The sequence below is a fragment of the Pseudoalteromonas shioyasakiensis genome (assembly GCA_013391845.1).
Taxonomy (GTDB): domain Bacteria; phylum Pseudomonadota; class Gammaproteobacteria; order Enterobacterales; family Alteromonadaceae; genus Pseudoalteromonas; species Pseudoalteromonas apostichopi.
In genome coordinates this window covers 1,872,490-1,889,123 of sequence record CP058414.1, presented here as the reverse complement: position 1 = coordinate 1,889,123, position 16,634 = coordinate 1,872,490, and the positions used below count along the sequence as shown (strand labels likewise).

Here is a 16,634-nt window from a genome sequence, read left to right as displayed (position 1 = left end):
AAGTTTACTTTTTCTGTTTTTGTGAACAAAAAACACCCAAATAAGCATTTAAACCTGTCCACTTGATCATTCATCGCAATAAAGAATCAAAAAAATGTTAATTTTTTTAAAAAAGCTGTATTTGACGGTCACTTAGAGATGAAACTATAGTACCCAAATCAACAACAATCATTTCAGCTATTGGTAGCAATTGTTTATTAACATAAATGCTATAATCATAATTATGCTCACCTATGAAGTACTCTGCACCACTAGGGGTGTAAACGTATTCAATTATTTGACCACGCTGAAACGCCAGGTGGGGATTGTCAGCTAAATGCTGTTTCGCAGCTTTTACATGGGGAGGGATGTTTTTTTGATAATCAGTTAAATGCTGACCTAAACGCTTACGATAGATAAGGCTTGAATCAAACTCACCCGCATAGAGTTTTTTAACATACCTATCAAAGGCTTGCACTATTAATTGCGGACTGTAATTTTCTGAAAATAAAATCTCAAATAATTCTGTCTGAAACTTATGAGCAAGCTCTGTCCAATCACTTCTCACAGTTTCCATGCCTTTAAAGACTAATTTTGAAGCGCCATTTTTTTCAACTTTTCCTACATAGCGCTTTTTAGAACCTGTTGTTTTTCCTCTAATTGTAGGCATAAAAAATGGGCTATAGTGGGTTTCGAACTCAATTTCCAAGAAACTGTCTATTTTATAATCTTGTAATAATTTAATTTGCCAACATTTGTTAATTTTTTTTGCCAGTTTCGTACCGATTTCATTACAGTCATGCGAATTTAGATCATCATCAAGCCTTACAAAGGTCGAATCTGTATCACCATAAATGACTTCGTAGCCCCACTCTTCTATCCACTGCTTGGTGGTTTGCATAATTTCATGACCACGTAAAGTGATAGAGCTAGACAATCGAGGATCATAAAAGCGACAACCTTTTGAACCAAGTACACCATATAAACTATTCATAATGATTTTAATCGCCTGTGAGAGCATAGGCTGATCTTTGTCTTTGGCTATTTGTCTTGTCGCTGCAAGTTCACGGATCAGTTCAGGCAGGTGGTGTTCAGTGCGTGAAAACTGTGCTTGGTTAAAACCTTCGATTGCATTATCTGGCTTTTTTAATCCCTCTATAAGCCCAAGAGGATCTATACAAAAGGTCCTCATGATCGATGGATATAAGCTTTTGTAATCAAGCACAAGTATATTCTGATACAAGCCTGGCTGCGATGACATAACATAACCACCTGGGCTGTCAAAGCTTAGCCCGTGATCTCCTAAATTCGGGGCAACATAGCCACTTCTATGTAACAGTGGTAAATAGAGATTAGTAAAGGCAGCAACTGAACCCCCCATTCTCTCTAATTCGAGGCCTGTGAGCTGGCTTCTTACAACCGCAAAGTCGAGCAGTTTAAGCTTCTCAAAGATGCGTAGTACCAATATACAATCTTGTCTGTTGTAGTTAGCAAGCGAAAGCTTCTCTTCATTAAACTGACGAATAATCTCTTCAAGGCGATTATCAGTGCTAATCAGCTTTTCTTCGCCAAGTTCAATGCTTGCTACATTGGCAAGGCTAAAACTGTCGTAATGATAAGTGGCATTTTTTAAGGTATCAATACCATCAACAACAACGCGACCAGGTATTGTAATGCGGGTAAAGTTTCCCTCACGCAAACGCATTTTTTCTTTATTACGCCCAAGCTTTAGTGAAATACCTAGTGCCTCAGCCCTTGCATGAAGTACACTAAAGTCAAATTCAATAACGTTCCAGCCAATCAATACATCTGGGTCAATTCGCTGAATTTCAGTCTCAAACTGAGAAAGCAGGTCAATTTCATCTTCACACCAGTTAATTTGATAATCTAATTCGGCAGTAGATTCTGGGCGCCCTATCATTAACACTTTGTCTATGCCGTCTCCGACTAAGCCAATAGAAAATAGTACGCCATCACCATTACACTCTATATCAATAGAAACGAGCTTAAAATTAGGTTTAAATTCATTGTTTGGTTTTAATTTTGCTTTCTTTAGCAGTCTAAAATCGCTTCGTGTATGAATTTCACCTTTAACCCATACAGAGCCTTTTATAAAACGTTCCATCAAAAATCTGTCAATTGGCCTAACATCATCTTCAAACGTCACTATTTGTGAACTTTTTAAAATTTTGATGGCACGGTAATAGTCTTTTAATGAATTAAAATAACAACAGATCACCGATTGATTTTGAAAGTTTTTTAATTTGGCATCTGCAAAACGAACATAAATGTTTTGACTTTGCAAAAGCCTTTCTGCAGCAGACACTTGATTGTCAGGGATGAAAAACACCACTTCTTGCTGTTCAACGAGCACTTTTAATGGGCCGTGTTTACACCACAACCAAAACACAAAAGTAACCCCTGTTGAGCTATCGAAGGCCTCTTTTGAAAGGATAAAACCTGTATCTGTAACCATTTACTTCAAATATCTATCACGGTAGAGGTATAGTACACCCTAACTATAAAAAATTATAAGAGCCAATTATGAGCCCAATTAATGCAATTAAAAGCGCAAAAACACTCGTTGCTACTGAACCACATAAGGCAAAAGCTTTGTTGCTAGACATACTCAAACAACACCCTGAATATCATGATGGCTGGGCATTACTCGCTGAAACTCACAAAATGCTGCAAGATCACGAACAACAGCAAAGTGCTTTAAAACAATATGAGATGATTTTTTGGTTTAACAAACAATTAGAAACGGCTAAACAACAGTTAAATAACCATAACCCTCGCCAAGCAGAGCAAATCACTAAGCAACTACTACAACTCGTGCCTAATGAGTTTAGAGCACTTCAAACGCTGGCTGATATCGCACTAAAGGTGGGAGATAGCAAAGCGTACTTGGACATATCAAAACATAACCTCGAGAACAACTCGCAAAAACAAGCAGTCCTAGAAAACTACTGCCAAGCCTTACTCAATACCAAGCAATTTGAAGAGTTACTCACATTTTATCGCACATCGATCCCCTCTCCTACTTTATTTATTGAGAGTTTAATTGCTATCGCTCATGTAAAAATGATGCAATTTGATAAAGCAAAGGCCATCTATAACAAGTTACTCGAAGCAAACTATTACGCAGCCCATTGCCACCTTCGACTTGGTAACATAGAAAAAATCAAAGGTGATACTGAACTTGCTATAACGCACTATAAACAAGCACTCCAACTAGATAACAGACTAGGTGAGGCCTATTGGAATTTAGCTAATTTAAAAACATATACATTTAATAATAGGGATATAGACAGTTTAGTAGAACAAACACAATCTGCTGTTCAAAACCTCAACAGTGCTCAACTTTACTTTGCTCTCGCCAAAGCCTATGAACAATGCCACAACTACGAACTCTCATTTAAGACATTAGAAAAAGCAAACAAAATTCAAAAAGCACTAACACCATACAAGCCAAGCAACTTTACTTTTCGTTGTAAAAAATATTTAACTCAAAGATCTATTAATAATCTTACATCTAATGAATCGCTACAGCTGATTTTTATCGTCAGCTTACCGCGAAGTGGCTCTACCTTAGTTGAGCAAATTTTAGCAAGTCACCCTGATGTTGATGCAAGTTACGAGCTCACAGAAATAAATGCAATCGCTCGAGAGTTAGAAAGTAAAAAACTCTCAGATGTTCCTTATGGCCTTGATAAGCTAACTGATAAAGATAAAGCACACTACGCTGATAGATACCTAAAATTTATTGCTCCTTTACGTGGAAAAAACAATATATTTATCGATAAGCAACCAGTGAACTTTCATCATATTGCGTTAATTAAAACGCTCTTCCCAAATGCGAAGATACTCGAAGTAACGAGAGATAAAGCCGCAACTGCGTGGAGTTTATACAAACACTCTTTCTCTGAGGGTCACGCCTATAGCTACGACTTTACATCTCTTGCAGAATATATAAATGATTACACTGATTTAATGTCGCACTGGCATTGCTTATATCCTGGCGAAATATTTAAAGTCGACTATCAAAATCTTGTTAATGATTTTTCCAACACCGTGAGTGAGTTACTAACTTACTGCGATTTAGAAATGCATGAAAGCTGCATGAGTTTTTATAATCACAAACGCCCAATTATGACACCAAGCTCAGAACAAGTAAGGCAACCCATTTACAAAGATGCATTAACAGAATGGTCTAATTATCAGGTTCATCTTGAACCTCTATTAAAGCTAATAAAATAATAATCGAACAAGTCGCTTGTAGTTGCCCAGTTAAATCTCTAAAATTCATTACTGTAATTATATACATACTTTAGGTTTTCTGGGCATGCTATCTGACTCTTTAAAAAAAACAATTCGGCAAATTCATAAGCATGTTGCTGATAACCTTACTGACTACCGCCCTAGAAGCAGTCAAAACTATTTAGTTGCCGAGATAGCAAAAACCCTTGCCGGTGAGTATCACAAAAGTCAACGTATCTGTGTCATTGAAGCTGGCACAGGGACCGGTAAGTCACTCGCTTATTGTTTAGGTGCATTACCATTGGCGATGGCCAAAAAAAAGAAATTAGTGATTTCGACGGCAACTGTTGCCCTACAAGAACAGTTAATTAGTAAAGAACTGCCGTTTTTTAAAGAGCACTCTGGGTTAGATATTAAATTTGATTTAGTTAAAGGTCGTCAGCGTTATATCTGTGCACAAAAACTTAGTGCTGCAGTTAATGGCGACAGCCAAACGCAAATGGAGTTTATGCCAACCCTGTCATCACCACTTTCAGATATGGAAACCAAGTGCTTAAAGCAACTTTATGATGCTTATTCAAACAAACAATGGCAAGGCGATCGCGATAGTTGGGCTGATACTATTCCGGATAAAGTTTGGAATTTAATTGCCTGTGATAAACACTCATGCCAACGACAAATGCGCGCTCATCAGCTCTGCCCTTTCCATATGGCGCGTCAGCGTCTTATGCAAATGGATGTGCTAGTGATCAACCATTCTTTGTTACTAGCTGATCTTGATTTGGGTGGTGGTAAGATTCTACCTGAACCTGACGATACTATTTATGTTATTGATGAAGCCCATCACTTAGCGCACATCACTCGAGACTTCTCATCTGCTGCGGCAACAATCAAAGGCACCATCGACTGGCTCGACAAGCTTGTTAAATTCGCAGGGAAAATGGCGAATGTACTGGTGGGTCAAAAAGCGATTGGGCAAAATTTTAAACTCAGTGACAGCATCAATGATGCGGGCAAAAACCTAAAAGTAGTCCGTGACATTCTTGATAATGCCGACTTTAACTACAATAGTGATGATACCTATCGCTTTGAGCATGGTGAGATTCCAGCGGCTTTGCATGCTAAAGCAAAAGATATTAGCGATGCCACCCTTGATGCACTAAGAGCACTTAACAAGATGCACGACACCCTAGTGCAAGACGTGAGTGATGGCGATATTAAACCTTATGTGGCCGATCCAATATTGGCTGAAAGTGGCCAGTACATTAATCGCCTAGAGTTATTAAACAAGCTATGGTTTAGTTACGCTACAAAAGGTGAAGGTATTCCCCATGCTCGATGGATAAAACGCCTAGAGTATAAGAACCATCACGATCATTTACTCAGTGATTGCCCTATTGAAGTTGGCTATTACTTAAAAGATAAATTATGGAACCAATGTGCAGGTGCTGTTCTGTGTTCAGCGACATTAACGGCACTTGGCTCATTTGATCACTTTGCATATGAATGTGGCCTTGCCAAAGAAGAAGGTGTCAAATACATTAAAGTTCCTTCTCCGTTTGATTATCCAAAACAAGCCACGCTGCATATTCCTGCAAGTCATATTGAGCCTACAGAGAAAGCCTTTAGCGACCACTTAGCTGAACAGTTACCTAAATTCCTTAACGATAAAAAAGCTAATTTAGTGTTATTTGCCTCTTATTGGCAAATGGACCATGTCGTCAAAGCGTTGAGAAGTAAAGGGATTGATGTATTAGTGCAAGGTGAAATGTCGCGTGAGGCACTTTTGAAAAAGCATAAAGCGAATGTAGATTTAGGCCGTGCTAGTTATTTATTTGGCACTCAAAGCCTGTCAGAGGGTCTTGATTTACCGGGTAAATACTTAGAAAACTTAGTTATAACAAAGATTCCATTTGCGGTGCCGACCTCCCCAATAGAAGAAGCGCAGGCTGAGTTTGTACAAAGTAAAGGTGGCAACCCGTTTCTTTCGATAACCGTTCCTGATGCTGCAAAGAAATTAGTACAAAGCTGTGGTAGACTGCTTCGTAAAGAAAATGATCAGGGTCGTATTACTATTCTTGATCGCCGATTAGTGACCAAGCGATATGGCAAAGCCATGCTCGATACCTTGCCACCCTTTAAAAGACAAATTGATTATTAATGTTTGAATTAGCTTTAGACCCAACAACATGGGCACTATTATGCGCAGTGGCGCTGGCAGCTGGCTTTATTGATGCTATCGCAGGCGGTGGCGGCATGTTAACTGTGCCGGCGCTATTAACTGCGGGCTTACCTCCCCATCTCACATTAGGCACAAATAAACTTGCAGCAAGTTTTGGCTCATTAACAGCCAGCGTGACCTATTTTCGTAAAAAGTTATTCAACCCTCGATTTTGGGCCGCGTCCATCCTAGCAACAGCCATAGGTGCGCTTATAGGTACCCTGGTGGTTGATTACTTAAGTATTGAATTTCTGAATAAATTATTGCCCGTGGTAATTATTCTAGTAGCTTGTTACAGCTTATTTGGCAGTTTAAGTACTACCGAGCATAACGAATTACCAAAACTTGATGGCAAAACTAAAATTAAACAGTGGCTGCAAGGGCTTGGGCTAGGCTTTTTTGATGGTTTAGCAGGCCCAGGTACTGGTACGTTTTGGACTGCTTCAAATAGTCTATTATATAAAATGAGCTTGTTACTTAACTGTGGGCTTGCTCGCTCGATGAACTTCGTTTCAAATTTTATTTCTTTGATCACCTTTGTTGCGTTAGGGCATGTGAACTTTATACTTGGTATCACGATGGGCTTTTTCTTGATGCTAGGTGCATGGTTAGGTGCGCATTCGGCAATTAAGTTTGGCAGTAAAATGATCCGCCCCGTGTTTAACACTGTGGTTATTGTTTTAGCATTAAAGTTAATCTATGAGGCTTATTTATAAATGCAATCGACTGCTTTTGATAAACTGCGTTCACAAATTGAAAGGCTAAAGCAATTAGCTACACAATTTGATAAGGGTAATTTATTTGCGAAAAATCGTTATATGCAAGCCCAACCAAGTTTATTTGATAAAGCAGTGTTTAGCACAAAAAGTATGAAGCTGGCAGATTATGTCATAGAAATCGAAGATGAGCTTAACAGCCTGCCCCCTGCTGAGCATCGTCACGCATACCAATATGCTCTTGAACGAATTGCCCTTCAGGTAGAAGCTGTATTCAATGTGATCAAATCAACCCCTGTGTGGGCTAAAGAAAATAAGTACAGTTTTAAACCAAAAACAAAACCACAAGTTTATAAACAAGCAGTAAAAAAAATCATGCAGTCGTCACATGAACTGTATGATGAACTAAAGCAAAATCACGAGTTTGAGCGCCGCTTAGTTTTGATGATTGAAGAGCGAAAACTTAAGCTCGAAGCTGCAAATACGCAGCAAGCAGCCGAAATCAATAAAGAAATACTTGCATTGCATGCAAGGTTGGGCCGTTGCCGTAAGGCAATTTCAGCCACTGAAGACAAAATTCAACAGGTCGAAAAACAGCAGCTCAGATAATGTTTTACTATCATCCAAGTTATTCAGCGTTAGCTTTACCTGAGCGTCACCGCTTCCCGATTGATAAATATCGCTTGTTGAAACAACTTATCAGCGGCTTTATTGATGAGCAGCATTTCATTACCCCACAACAAGCCACTCGAGCACAGCTTGCTCTGTGCCATGACCAAGATTATGTCGATGCTTTTTTAACTGGCAGCCTTGATACAAAAGAGATAAAAAAAATGGGCTTCCCTTGGTCACATGAATTAGTTGAACGAACACTTTATTCTGTAGGGGCGAGTATTCATGGCGCAGAGTATGCCTTGCAACATGGTGCAGCTTTTAACCTAAGTGGTGGTTATCACCATGCATTTACAGGCTATGGCAGTGGCTTTTGTATTTTCAATGACTTAGCGATAGCAGCTGCGCATTTAATTAATACAGAGCAAGCCGACACCGTGTTAATCTTTGACTGCGACGTCCACCAAGGTGACGGTACCGCTGAAGTGACACAAGCGCACCCTCAGATCATTAGCTGCTCAATTCATTGCCAACAAAACTTCCCGCGAATTAAACAGCAATCAAACTACGACTTTTCCCTAGAGCATGGCACAAAAGATACTGAATACTTGGAAACAGTGAAACAAGCATTAGCCTTAACGATGAGACTCCACCAGCCAGATATCATTTTGTACAACGCCGGCGCAGACATTGCAACGAATGACGAATTAGGACACTTTCAAGTCAGTATGGAGGGAGTGTATCAACGTGATTATTTTGTATTAAACCAAGCGAAAGAAGCAAAAATCCCTGTCTTTGCAGTCATGGGCGGTGGCTATCAGCGAAATGTAAGCCGTTTGGTTGATGTTCATGGTCAGCTTTTTAGGGCTGCTGTCGATTTATTTTAAAGCTTGGTATACACTTAAAGTGACTTTTTAATTGGGTTCACTTTGTATGAAATTGCATGACGACATTCACAACTACTATGAAAAACTGGTTGTCGAAGACATCACAAAACGTAACTTAGAAACGACCTACAGTGATGATGTTATGGCAGATTTATGCTGCACTGTATTAAATCAACTCCCTGCCCGCTACATACGCTATGATGTTGATATGGAATTTTATTTACCGCAAACAGAGCGTATAAAAATGGAGCAGCAAGTACAAACGGCAATCGATGTGGCAATCAGTCAAGTTGCTAAGAAAAAGGAACTACAATCATGAGTAGTGAGTTAGAGCATGCGCCTGACTATATAAAGATTGCTGTTGACCTAATTATGCTCTTAGAGCAAAACGACGTACCTGCTGAAGATGTATTAGCCGCACTAGAAATCGTAAAATCTGACTTCGAAAAGAAACTCTCAAAATCAACTAATTAATAGTCCGAAAATGGCGAGTATTAGAGCATAAATTTGTTATGCTCAGGTTTTATAATTAAAGAATGTAACACCATGTCATTGCCAAGTTTTTTGCGCTTATTCATCCTTGCTGCTATTTGGGGCGCTTCCTTCTTATTTATGCGTATGGCAGCTAATAGCTTAGGCCCTGCGGTATTAATAGAGCTAAGAGTTGGCTTTGCAGCAATAACACTCTTTATTTTTGCTTTATACTTACGAAAGACACTCGCTTTCACGACACATAAAAAACACTTTTTTATTATTGGCGCACTTAATTCCGCTATCCCCTTTTTACTGTTTGCCTATGCAGCAGAAACAATCAATGCATCAACCTTATCAATACTAAACTCAACAACCCCAATTTGGGGCGTGATTGTTGGTATTATTTGGAGTAAAACTAAACCCACTAAAAGTATGCTGCTTGGCTTACTATTAGGTTTAACGGGCGTAGCAATTTTAGTGGGTCAAAATAGCCTCACTATCGATACCCAAGCAGTTACAGCAATCTTTGCAGCACTTTGTGCTTCACTAAGTTATGCCATAGCATCCCATTACACTAAACATGCACCAAAGTTGTCTGCTTTTGATAATGCTCATGGCAGTATGTGGGCAGCAAGTATTATGGTACTACCGCTTATTTTTGTTATTCCTGCCAGAGAAATGCCAAGTAATGAAGTGATGCTTGGAGTGGTCGCTCTCGGTGTGCTTTGTACAGCTGTGGCGTATATACTGTTTTTCCGCTTGATTGATGACATTGGCCCAACTTCTGCGTTGACTGTTACCTTTTTAATCCCACTCTTTGGTATTGTATGGGGTAATTTAATTTTAGATGAACAAATAGGGCCAAATACCTTAGGCGGCGCACTTTGTGTTATCGCTGGCACCATGCTGGTCACAGGCTTTATCCGTATAAAACCATTTTTAAAACGAAACACCTTGTAACAGAATGCAAATTGCATTTTTAAATACAATCTATACTCTATTAGGTACTAAATATGGAAGGAGAATAGTATGTCAGGTACTACCATGGTGGTGTTAATCGTGCTGATATCAGTCGGCTCTGGGGTAATTTATGATATGTATAAAAAACACCTTGAGTTTAAATCACGGACTTTAAAGAATTCAAAAGAAGCAAACGAACATGTTGCCGAAGTGACAAAAGAACTACAAGAGTTAAGAGAACGTGTACAAACGCTCGAAGCCATTGTCACTGACTCTAGCTACAGCGTAAAACAAGAAATTAATAAACTTTAATTACAATAATAAAGCTGAGTACTCATCAAGCACTGGCTGATAATAAGCCGCGTCTTGATTTAACATGCGTTGGTAATGAGCACATAACTGCTTTAAATAGGCTTGGTGCTCTTTACTTGTTAGTTGCCACATTTGCTGCCCAACTCGAGTAACCTGTTTCGATGATGACGCACTCATAGCTATGATTTCATAAAAGCGTTTATTTTCACAAATCAACTGTTCTGATACGAGCCCTAATGAGAGTGTTTGCAAATAGCGGCGAACTTGATAACTGTGATGTACAGGGCAAACAATAAAGTCAATATGAATACCTGGGTGATGACCCACAATCTTCGCTAAAAATTGCACCAATAGCTCACCACCAACACCCGCAATAATAACAAGATGGCGTTTATTTGGATCAGGGGAAATCATCGCAACATCCTGACAATGAACTTGCCAGCGAGCGCATTGCTCGTTAGTGGCAAAGCGCACCAGTTTGTCGTTTAGTGCTTGCATCAACTCAGGCACAATATCAACAAAATGTATAAGCTGTGCTTTATTTTGCTGTAAAAGCTCAATTCCTAACAAACCGTGGTCGCAGCAGCAATCCCAGATTTCGTCATAGCCTGATTCAACCACATCAACGATGGCTGATAGTCGTTTACTCAATGCCATTAATTTGCTGTTTTATAGACTAAGGCTTTTAAACTTCGATCACTGTCTACTTCAACAAAGCCATCTGTCGGTTTTAAACGCTCAACAAAACAAATAGCCCCTTCCGTATGCTCAGCAATTAGCTCTTTAAACGCCTGCTCTGAAAGCTCAGGGCTATTAGCACAAAGCAATAATTGGGTGTTTTCATTTAACAGTTCAGGTAAACGACGCAGGATTTTTTGATAATCCTTAGTCAATATAAAGCTTCCTTTTTGAAAGCTCGGTGGATCAACAATGATCAATTCATAAGGTGCTGATTTTTTTAACTTGCCGAATGACTTTAAAATATCGTGTGGGAAATAACTAACTCCTTGAGCAAAACCATTTAACTGATGGTTTTGTTTACCCGTTCTAAGCACGCCTTTATTCATATCCATATTAATAACTTGGTCAGCACCACCCTGCATTGCAGCAACAGAAAAGCCACAAGTATAAGAAAACAAGTTTAGCACTTTTGCGTTTTTACTATTAGCTTGGACAAACTCACGACCACGACGCATATCAGGGAATATACCGGTATTTTGGCGACTAAGTAAATCTACTTTAAACTTAATACCATTTTCACTAACAAGGTGCTCTTGTGGTAATTCACCAAACAGAAGAGAATTTCGGGTATTAATTCCACAACGTTGTTGGTAAACCAATGCAGTCACAAGCTCTGGTGCGTTTACTTGCGCCCATTGCCACACTGTATTAGTTAATTGCTCAAGCACTTGTTCATCTATTTCTTCATATGAAACTAAAAAAAGTGCTGGCGGATAAAAGTCTAAGTTAATGTGACTAAGCTCAGCCACGGAGTGGCCACGGCCATGAAATACACGGCATAATTCATTTGTAGCGAGAGGAGCCTCTGCTAAAGCATTTAAAATGGCAGAAAAATCGTTTGTCATAATCTTTAGTTAATTAACTGTTGTTGTAATTCGTGAATTTCATCACGCACAGATGCCGCTTTTTCAAATTCAAGATCGCTAGCATAGGCATGCATTTTCGCTTCAAGCTCTTTAATTTGGCTGGCAATTTCTTTTGCACTGAGTACTTGTTTAGACTCTTTACGCACCAATTTAAGGTTGTCTTTAGGGCTTGCTTCTTCGCCCACATCCATAATATCGGTGATGCTTTTAACCAAAGCTTGCGGCTCAATACCATGCTCAAGATTATAAGCTTGTTGTTTTTCACGGCGGCGATCTGTTTCATCAATGGCTTGTCTCATTGATTTAGTAATGCGGTCACCATAAAGAATCGCTTTACCATTTAAGTGACGTGCAGCACGACCTATGGTTTGGATCAGTGAACGAGTAGAGCGTAAGAAACCTTCTTTATCGGCATCAAGTATCGCTACTAAGGATACCTCTGGCATGTCGAGACCTTCTCGTAATAAGTTAATGCCCACTAACACATCAAACACACCAGCACGTAAATCGCGGATAATTTCAACCCGTTCGACGGTATCGATATCTGAGTGCAAATAACGAACTTTTACGTCATGGTCATTTAGGTAGTCGGTTAAATCTTCAGCCATACGCTTGGTTAAAGTAGTTACCAATACCCGTTCGTTGACCTCAACTCGTTTGTATATTTCAGAGAGTAAGTCATCTACTTGTGAGCCCACTGGGCGTACTTCAATTTCTGGGTCAATAAGCCCGGTTGGACGAATGACCTGTTCTGCAACCTCCCCTGACGAGCGTTCAAGCTCAAAGTCACCTGGGGTGGCTGACACATAAATAGTTTGCGGCGCGATTGCTTCAAATTCTTCAAAGCGTAGTGGGCGGTTATCTAACGCCGATGGCAAGCGAAAACCATACTCAACGAGATTTTCTTTACGGCTTCTATCACCTTTATACATAGCACCGATTTGCGATACCGTAACATGCGATTCATCGATAATCATTAATGCGTCATCAGGCAAATAGTCAAGCAATGTTGGCGGCGGATCGCCTGGCGTTCTGCCAGATAAGTAACGCGAGTAGTTTTCGATTCCTGAGCAATAACCAAGCTCGGTCATCATTTCGATATCATACTGAGTACGCTGAGCAATACGTTGCTCTTCTACAAGTTTATTGGCACTAAGTAGCTGAGAACGACGGTCTTTAAGCTCATCTTTTATTTTATCAATAGCATCGAGAATTTTTTCACGCGGCGTAACATAGTGCGTTTTTGGGTAAATAGTAGCGCGTACAATGTGCTTTTCAACAGCCCCAGTAAGTGGGTCAAAAATACTTAAACGCTCTATTTCATCGTCAAACATCTCCACACGAACGGCATAAGTATCAGATTCTGCAGGAAATATATCAACCACTTCCCCACGAACACGATATGTACCACGGCTAAATTCAATATCGTTTCGAGTATATTGCAATTCAGCAAGACGACGCAGCATGTCGCGTTGATCGACAGTTTCTCCAACTTTAAGCAGTAGCATCATTTTCATATATGAGTCTGGATCGCCCAAACCATAAATAGCAGACACCGAAGCCACAATGATCGTATCACGACGCTCAAGTAGCGCTTTAGTAGCGCTTAAACGCATTTGCTCAATATGCTCATTGATAGAGGCGTCTTTTTCAATGAATGTATCACTAGCAACAACATAGGCTTCTGGCTGGTAATAATCATAATAAGAAACAAAATACTCAACCGCGTTATGAGGGAAAAACTCTTTCATTTCCCCATAAAGCTGAGCAGCGAGTGTTTTGTTGTGTGCCATGATAATGGTTGGCCGATTCAAATCATTAATGATATTGGCCATAGTGAAGGTTTTACCCGTTCCTGTAGCCCCTAATAATGTTTGATGTGCAAGCCCAGCCTCAAGACCGTCTTTTAACTGTGCAATCGCCGTTGGTTGGTCACCATTTGGCTGAAATTTAGAAACTAGCTGAAAATGGTCGCTCATGAATGACACTCCTTCACATAAGACTCACTTAACCCATCAACTTCTTTGATAAACCATCTATAGGCAACCACCGCAGTAAATAGGTTACCTATAGCCGCGCCAATAAATAACCCTTTTAACCCAGCAAACTCACTGCCGATATAAGCAAAAGGCACGTAAAAAACAAACAGACGTACTACACTTAAAATAAGCGCATTCATCGGTTTATGTAATGCGTTAAATGAAGAGTTCGATAGAATAATTACCCCTTGTAGGCCATAACTGAGCGGTAGGATATAAATGAACAGCTTAATAACATCCATTACCGCCTGCTCTTTACCAAATACATTAGCTATCAAGCCAGAAGTTAATAGCAGTAAAATATAAATAGCAAACTGCCAAATCATCACGAATTTTAAGGTTTTAGTGTAGGCTTCTTTTACACGTTCAAACTTACCGGCACCAAAGTTTTGACTAACAAATGGCGGTAAAGTCATCGATAAAGCAAGCACAACAAGACTTGCGATAGACTCAATTCGACTTCCAACACCAAACGCTGCTACAGCTTCAGGACCATGCTTAGCCACTAATGCCGTAATTACCGCCATTGCTATTGGTGTAAGCATATTTGCCCCAGCCGCTGGTAAACCAATTTTAAGAATTTTTTGAATTGAGCTAAATGGTGTTTGCAAACCAGCATGCAAACTCAATAAGCCATTTTTAATTGCTAGAATATATAAAATGATAACCACCGCAACCGACCACGCAATAACGCTGGCAATTGCTGCGCCTTGTATACCTAATGCGGGAATAGGCCCAAAGCCAAAAATAAGCATAGGGTCTAAAATAGCATTAATCAGCCCCGCTCCACCCATAACAATGCTCGGAGTTTTGGTATCACCACTTGCTCTAAGTACTGAGTTGCCAACCATAGGTGTAATTAAAAACACGCTGCCAAGGAACCATACACTCATATACTCATGAATAAGCGGTAATACTAATTCACCAGCACCAAGTAACTTAAAAATAGGATCTATCAAAAGATAGCCCATCACAGAAAGACTAAACACCATCACAACCGATACCAACAATGACATACTGGCATCAAAGCGAGCTTCATCTAACTTATCACTACCGAGGGCTTTAGCGATAACCGCTGAAGTGCCTATACCTAAACCAATTGCAAGGCTAATAACAGTAAAAGTAACTGGAAAGGTAAAACTGACAGCGGCGAGAGGTTCAGTGCCTAGTAAACTAATAAAGAAGGTGTCAACGAGGTTAAACATCATTAGGGTGATCATTCCAAAGATCATCGGAATGGTCATTTTTTTTAAGGTTGGCAGAATGGGTGAGTTTAAAAGATCAGGTTTAGTTTTGCTCTGCGGTTTCACGCTCATGGGGATACTTTGCCTCTTTTTCTGAACCTGTTAGTTTAAAGCATCCTTCTCTTGCAAGCTATGCTTTATTAGCAGAATCAAAATTGATACACAAAACTATCACTTTTGACACTTTGACATAAAAATAACCACTAACCCTCATAAAATACAAGATAAAAACAACTTTAATAGCTTTGTTACAATTAAAAGGCAGTTTTCGCTGTTTTTTTACACAACAAATCGCGCTATTTCATCGTCACGAATAAATTTACTTATCAATTCAGCATGGCTTCAGATAAAAATACTAAGCAATTGATTTATAATAAAATAAAAAAACTTAATTAAATGCTTGAAATTGCTGTAGCGCCCTAAAATCCTAGTACTATAGCTGTTCTTAAAGTTTAATAAACAGAGTTATCCACAGAAACCGTGGATAACTCTCTAGAAGCCGCAAATATAAAGGCTTCTAAGGTGGATGTTCATCTCTGTATAGGAAAAGTAACAAAGCCTATTGTTTTAACCTTTTTATAAGTTTCTAGAAAAGAACGCGTAAAAATTGTTCGACCCTATTATAAAGTTAAGTATGACAATTAAAGTTCTATAAAATTTCATATGCTAAGCATATGAAATACAGCACTAAAAATGAGTTTACTTCTATTGGATTCAGATCATTTTTGAGTTTCTCTGCAAAGAATAGAGAAATCTTTACTAGTCCTACACAGTAAATACAAAGAAAAAATTACGCTCGGAGAACTTCAAACAAAAAGAATTAGATCTGATTCTCATAGTTAGAATAAAACATTGGATAAATGATGATTTACTCAACTTGGTAAAGAATATCTAAGCAAAGAAACTTTTTTATACTTTTAAAATGATGCTTCTGTTTAAAAAGCATGCAAAAAATAAAAGCTTTCGACATAGGTCCCCTACTACAAGCTAAAAAATGCAGTTGTTTTCAGCTACATTTTGCGCAGATCGAACATAAAAACATCGAATAAGCTTCTTTTTTGAATTTATGAAGTTTTTATGTTGACACTTTGCAATGCTGTCATTAATATTTCGCCCCGTTGAAAGGCATGACGCTTCCCCCTTAGCTCAGTTGGTTAGAGCGACGGACTGTTAATCCGCAGGTCCCCCGTTCGAGTCGGGGAGGGGGAGCCAAGTTTTTCAATCATAAACGATTCCCCCTTAGCTCAGTTGGTTAGAGCGACGGACTGTTAATCCGCAGGTCCCCCGTTCGAGTCGGGGAGGGGGAGCCAAGTTTATGAATAT

The 16,634-nt window shown here is 39.3% G+C and carries 14 protein-coding genes and 2 tRNA genes; 11 read left to right on the top strand and 5 right to left on the bottom strand.

The window, feature by feature from the left end:
• Positions 1-106: 106 nt before the first annotated feature.
• Positions 107-2,455, bottom strand: a complete 2,349-nt coding sequence (locus HYD28_08640) for a DNA polymerase II (GenBank protein QLE09023.1) — start codon at positions 2,453-2,455, stop codon at positions 107-109.
• Positions 2,456-2,523: 68 nt separating this feature from the next.
• On the opposite strand from HYD28_08640, the gene HYD28_08635 reads away from it, so the two are divergent.
• The 9 genes from HYD28_08635 to HYD28_08595 all read left to right on the top strand — a co-directional run bounded on the left by HYD28_08635 (position 2,524) and on the right by HYD28_08595 (position 10,421).
• Entirely contained in the window at positions 2,524-4,239 is a 1,716-nt protein-coding gene (locus tag HYD28_08635; GenBank protein ID QLE09022.1) for a sulfotransferase, read from the top strand.
• A gap of 85 nt (positions 4,240-4,324) precedes the next feature.
• Positions 4,325-6,400 carry an ATP-dependent DNA helicase DinG gene (dinG, locus tag HYD28_08630; GenBank protein ID QLE09021.1) on the top strand — a complete coding sequence of 692 codons (2,076 nt, stop codon included), beginning with the start codon at positions 4,325-4,327 and terminating at the stop codon, positions 6,398-6,400.
• Positions 6,400-7,176 carry a TSUP family transporter gene (locus HYD28_08625; GenBank protein ID QLE09020.1) on the top strand — a complete coding sequence of 259 codons (777 nt, stop codon included), beginning with the start codon at positions 6,400-6,402 and terminating at the stop codon, positions 7,174-7,176. The genes dinG and HYD28_08625 overlap by 1 nt, the downstream gene beginning before the upstream one ends.
• A complete protein-coding gene (locus HYD28_08620; GenBank protein ID QLE09019.1) occupies positions 7,177-7,785 on the top strand; it encodes a primosomal replication protein in 609 nt (202 codons plus the stop codon).
• Positions 7,782-8,675 carry a histone deacetylase gene (locus tag HYD28_08615; GenBank protein QLE10519.1) on the top strand — a complete coding sequence of 298 codons (894 nt, stop codon included), beginning with the start codon at positions 7,782-7,784 and terminating at the stop codon, positions 8,673-8,675. The genes HYD28_08620 and HYD28_08615 overlap by 4 nt, the downstream gene beginning before the upstream one ends.
• Before the next feature lie 46 nt (positions 8,676-8,721).
• Positions 8,722-8,994 (top strand): late competence development ComFB family protein, encoded by a 273-nt coding sequence (locus tag HYD28_08610; protein QLE09018.1) that lies wholly within the window; start codon positions 8,722-8,724, stop codon positions 8,992-8,994.
• Positions 8,991-9,149, top strand: coding sequence for a DUF2496 domain-containing protein (locus HYD28_08605; GenBank protein ID QLE09017.1), 159 nt, complete (start codon positions 8,991-8,993; stop codon positions 9,147-9,149). The genes HYD28_08610 and HYD28_08605 overlap by 4 nt, the downstream gene beginning before the upstream one ends.
• 72 nt (positions 9,150-9,221) lie before the next feature.
• Positions 9,222-10,109 (top strand): DMT family transporter, encoded by an 888-nt coding sequence (locus tag HYD28_08600; GenBank protein ID QLE09016.1) that lies wholly within the window; start codon positions 9,222-9,224, stop codon positions 10,107-10,109.
• A gap of 69 nt (positions 10,110-10,178) precedes the next feature.
• The gene (locus HYD28_08595; protein QLE09015.1) at positions 10,179-10,421 is read left to right on the top strand and encodes a hypothetical protein; all 243 of its coding nucleotides are present in this window, start codon (positions 10,179-10,181) and stop codon (positions 10,419-10,421) included.
• On the opposite strand, the gene HYD28_08590 is transcribed toward HYD28_08595, so the two are convergent.
• The 4 genes from HYD28_08590 to HYD28_08575 are packed head-to-tail and all read right to left on the bottom strand — an operon-like array spanning position 10,422 to position 15,383.
• Entirely contained in the window at positions 10,422-11,078 is a 657-nt protein-coding gene (locus HYD28_08590; protein QLE09014.1) for a tRNA (adenine(22)-N(1))-methyltransferase TrmK, read from the bottom strand.
• The gene (locus HYD28_08585) at positions 11,078-12,007 is read right to left on the bottom strand and encodes a class I SAM-dependent methyltransferase (GenBank protein QLE09013.1); all 930 of its coding nucleotides are present in this window, start codon (positions 12,005-12,007) and stop codon (positions 11,078-11,080) included. Before HYD28_08585 ends, HYD28_08590 begins: the two co-directional genes overlap by 1 nt.
• Positions 12,008-12,012: 5 nt before the next feature.
• Positions 12,013-14,007, bottom strand: a complete 1,995-nt coding sequence (gene uvrB / locus HYD28_08580) for an excinuclease ABC subunit UvrB (GenBank protein ID QLE09012.1) — start codon at positions 14,005-14,007, stop codon at positions 12,013-12,015.
• Positions 14,004-15,383 carry an MATE family efflux transporter gene (locus tag HYD28_08575; GenBank protein ID QLE09011.1) on the bottom strand — a complete coding sequence of 460 codons (1,380 nt, stop codon included), beginning with the start codon at positions 15,381-15,383 and terminating at the stop codon, positions 14,004-14,006. The genes uvrB and HYD28_08575 overlap by 4 nt, the downstream gene beginning before the upstream one ends.
• A gap of 1,063 nt (positions 15,384-16,446) precedes the next feature.
• Here HYD28_08575 and HYD28_08570 point away from each other — a divergent pair.
• Positions 16,447-16,523, top strand: a tRNA-Asn gene (locus tag HYD28_08570).
• 21 nt (positions 16,524-16,544) lie between these two features.
• Positions 16,545-16,621, top strand: a tRNA-Asn gene (locus HYD28_08565).
• Positions 16,622-16,634: the final 13 nt, after the last annotated feature.

What these genes read in the sequence shown, in the direction of transcription:
- HYD28_08585 (QLE09013.1), bottom strand. Translation starts at nt 12,007, where the DNA reads ATGACAAACGATTTTTCTGCCATTTTAAATGCTTTAGCAGAGGCTCCT.
- HYD28_08575 (QLE09011.1), bottom strand. Translation starts at nt 15,383, where the DNA reads ATGAGCGTGAAACCGCAGAGCAAAACTAAACCTGATCTTTTAAACTCA.
- HYD28_08620 (QLE09019.1), top strand. Translation starts at nt 7,177, where the DNA reads ATGCAATCGACTGCTTTTGATAAACTGCGTTCACAAATTGAAAGGCTA.
- HYD28_08590 (QLE09014.1), bottom strand. Translation starts at nt 11,078, where the DNA reads ATGGCATTGAGTAAACGACTATCAGCCATCGTTGATGTGGTTGAATCA.
- HYD28_08635 (QLE09022.1), top strand. Translation starts at nt 2,524, where the DNA reads ATGAGCCCAATTAATGCAATTAAAAGCGCAAAAACACTCGTTGCTACT.
- HYD28_08595 (QLE09015.1), top strand. Translation starts at nt 10,179, where the DNA reads ATGTCAGGTACTACCATGGTGGTGTTAATCGTGCTGATATCAGTCGGC.
- HYD28_08640 (QLE09023.1), bottom strand. Translation starts at nt 2,455, where the DNA reads ATGGTTACAGATACAGGTTTTATCCTTTCAAAAGAGGCCTTCGATAGC.
- HYD28_08625 (QLE09020.1), top strand. Translation starts at nt 6,400, where the DNA reads ATGTTTGAATTAGCTTTAGACCCAACAACATGGGCACTATTATGCGCA.
- HYD28_08600 (QLE09016.1), top strand. Translation starts at nt 9,222, where the DNA reads ATGTCATTGCCAAGTTTTTTGCGCTTATTCATCCTTGCTGCTATTTGG.
- uvrB (QLE09012.1), bottom strand. Translation starts at nt 14,007, where the DNA reads ATGAGCGACCATTTTCAGCTAGTTTCTAAATTTCAGCCAAATGGTGAC.
- HYD28_08610 (QLE09018.1), top strand. Translation starts at nt 8,722, where the DNA reads ATGAAATTGCATGACGACATTCACAACTACTATGAAAAACTGGTTGTC.
- HYD28_08605 (QLE09017.1), top strand. Translation starts at nt 8,991, where the DNA reads ATGAGTAGTGAGTTAGAGCATGCGCCTGACTATATAAAGATTGCTGTT.
- dinG (QLE09021.1), top strand. Translation starts at nt 4,325, where the DNA reads ATGCTATCTGACTCTTTAAAAAAAACAATTCGGCAAATTCATAAGCAT.